The sequence below is a fragment of the Streptomyces sp. NPDC018031 genome, assembly GCF_044327625.1.
In the GTDB taxonomy this organism is placed as follows: Bacteria; Actinomycetota; Actinomycetes; order Streptomycetales; family Streptomycetaceae; genus Streptomyces.
This window is the reverse complement of the sequence record NZ_JBIRFT010000067.1, coordinates 1-2,118: the sequence shown is the minus strand read 5'-3', so window position 1 is coordinate 2,118 and position 2,118 is coordinate 1. Positions and strand designations below refer to the sequence as shown.

1 protein-coding gene is annotated in these 2,118 nt (G+C 77.1%); it reads right to left on the bottom strand.

Translation table 11 applies throughout. The features are described 5' to 3' along the window. A partial coding sequence (locus ACH4B3_RS34245) for a polyketide synthase dehydratase domain-containing protein (RefSeq protein WP_398469703.1) occupies positions 1–2,118 on the bottom strand: 2,118 nt, incomplete at both ends.

The window sequence follows — 2,118 nt, the reverse complement described above, 5'->3', positions numbered from 1 at the left end:
ATCCACGCCGTCAGGAACACCACCGGCACCGACGCCGCACGCTCGAACGACCACCCCTCCGGCACCCGCGCCAGCAACCGCTGATCCGTCACCGCCTGGGGTCCGAAGGCGCGGGGTACGAGGCCCAGCACGCGGTCACCGGGGGCCAGGCCGGTGACGCCCTCGCCGACGGCGAGCACCACGCCGGCCGCCTCGTCGCCGAGGAACGGGGTGGCTTCCCCCGGGTACATGCCCAGGGCGATCAGCGCGTCGCGGAAGTTCATGCCGGCCGCCCGCACCGCGATCCGCACCTGTCCCGGTGCGAGCGGTTCCGCGACCTCGGGCCTGGGAACCAGGGCCAGGTTCTCCAGGGTGCCCGCGGCGGTGAAGTCCAGGTGCCAGGGCCCCTCACCGGGCGGGGTGAGCAGCCCGGCGGACTCGGCGCGCGCCAGACGGGGCACCAGTACCTCACCGTCGCGCAGCCTGACGTGCGGCTCGGCGCCGCTGAGCGCCGCGTCCGGCAGCGCCGCGGGGGCGGTGTCGCGCTCCGCCTCGCCGTGCGCCGGCGCCCCGGCCCCGGTTTCCGCCGGGTCGGTCTCGACCAGCAGGAGGCGGTCCGGGTTCTCCGACTGGGCGGAGCGGACCAGGCCCGCCACGGCGGCGTGGGCGAGCAGCCCGTGCCGGGTCACGAAGGCCAGTCGGCCCGCGCCGAACCGGTCGTCGGCCAGCCATCCGCGCAGCAGCTCCAGTGCGCCGGTGACCGAGGCCCGTACGTCCTCGGAGGGCGGCACCTGCCACACCACCAGGTCCGGTGCGCCGTCGGCGTCGTCGGCGAGGCGGGCCAGCTCCGCCAGGGCGTGCCGCCCGGCCACCGCGCCGGTGATGGTGACGACCCGGCCCGGGTCGGTGGGGTGTGACTCGGCGGGCGCCGGGAGCCACTCGACGCGGAACAGGGAGTCCCGCAGCCCGTCGTCGTGGGCACCGCGCACCTGGTCGGCGGAGACCGGGCGGGTGGCGAGGGTCTCCACCGCGGCGAGCGGGGCACCGGTGGTGTCGGCCAGCTCCACCGTCAGCGCGCCGTCCCCGGCGGGGGTCAGCCGGACCCGGGCGGCCGAGGCCCCGGTGGCGTACAGCTCGGCACCCGACCAGGAGAACGGCAGCCGGAGTCCGGCGCCGGGGTCGTCGACGGTGGCCAGCAGGGCGCCGTGCAGGGCGGAGTCGAGCAGTGCCGGGTGCAGGCCGAACCGGTCCGGCTCGGTGTCGGCGGGCAGCTCGACCTCGGCGTAGGTCACCTCGCCGTGCCGCCAGGCCGCGCGCAGACCCTGGAACGGCGGCCGGTAGCTGGAGCCGATGGTCTCCAGCCAGGGGTAGAGCCCGGCCACGTCCACCGGTTCGGATCCGGGGGGAGGCCACGCGGTCAGGTCGAAGGCGGGGGCGCCGGCCACTGTGAGGGTGCCCGTCGCGTGGCGGATCCACGGTGTGTCGTCCGCCGCGTCCTCGGCGCGGGAGGAGATCCGTACCGGGCGGCCGCCCGCCGGGTCCGGCTCGCCGACCGCGACCTGGATCCGTACGCCGCCGCGTTCGGGCAGGGTCAGCGGGGCCTGGAGGGTGAGTTCGTCGATCCGGCCGCAGCCGACCTCGTCGCCGGCGCGGATGGCGAGTTCCACGAAGGCGGTGCCGGGCAGCAGCACCGTGCCGGCGACCGCGTGTCCGGCCAGCCAGGGATGGCTGGGCAGGGACAGCCGCCCGGTCAGCAGCACGCCGCCGTCCGCCGGTTCGACGGTGGCGCCGAGCAGCGGGTGGCCGGCGTCCCGCTGGCCCAGGGCGGTGGTGTCGCCGGGGCCGGAGGCGGAGGAGAGCCAGTAGCGCTCGTGCCGGAAGGCGTAGGTGGGGAGTTCGACCGTCCGGGCCCGGCCGGTCAGGGCCTCCCAGCGGACGGGTACCCCGCCGGTGTGCAGCCGCCCCACCGCCGCGACCGCGGCCTGGGCCTCGGGGCGGTCCTTGAGCTGGGTGGCGGCGCAGGTGACGGCTGCCGCGTCGTCGTCCAGGCACTCCTGGGCGAGTGCGGTCAGCGTGCCGTCGGCACCGATCTCCAGGAAGAACCCCGCACCCTCGGCGGCCAGGGCCTCCACCGCGTCC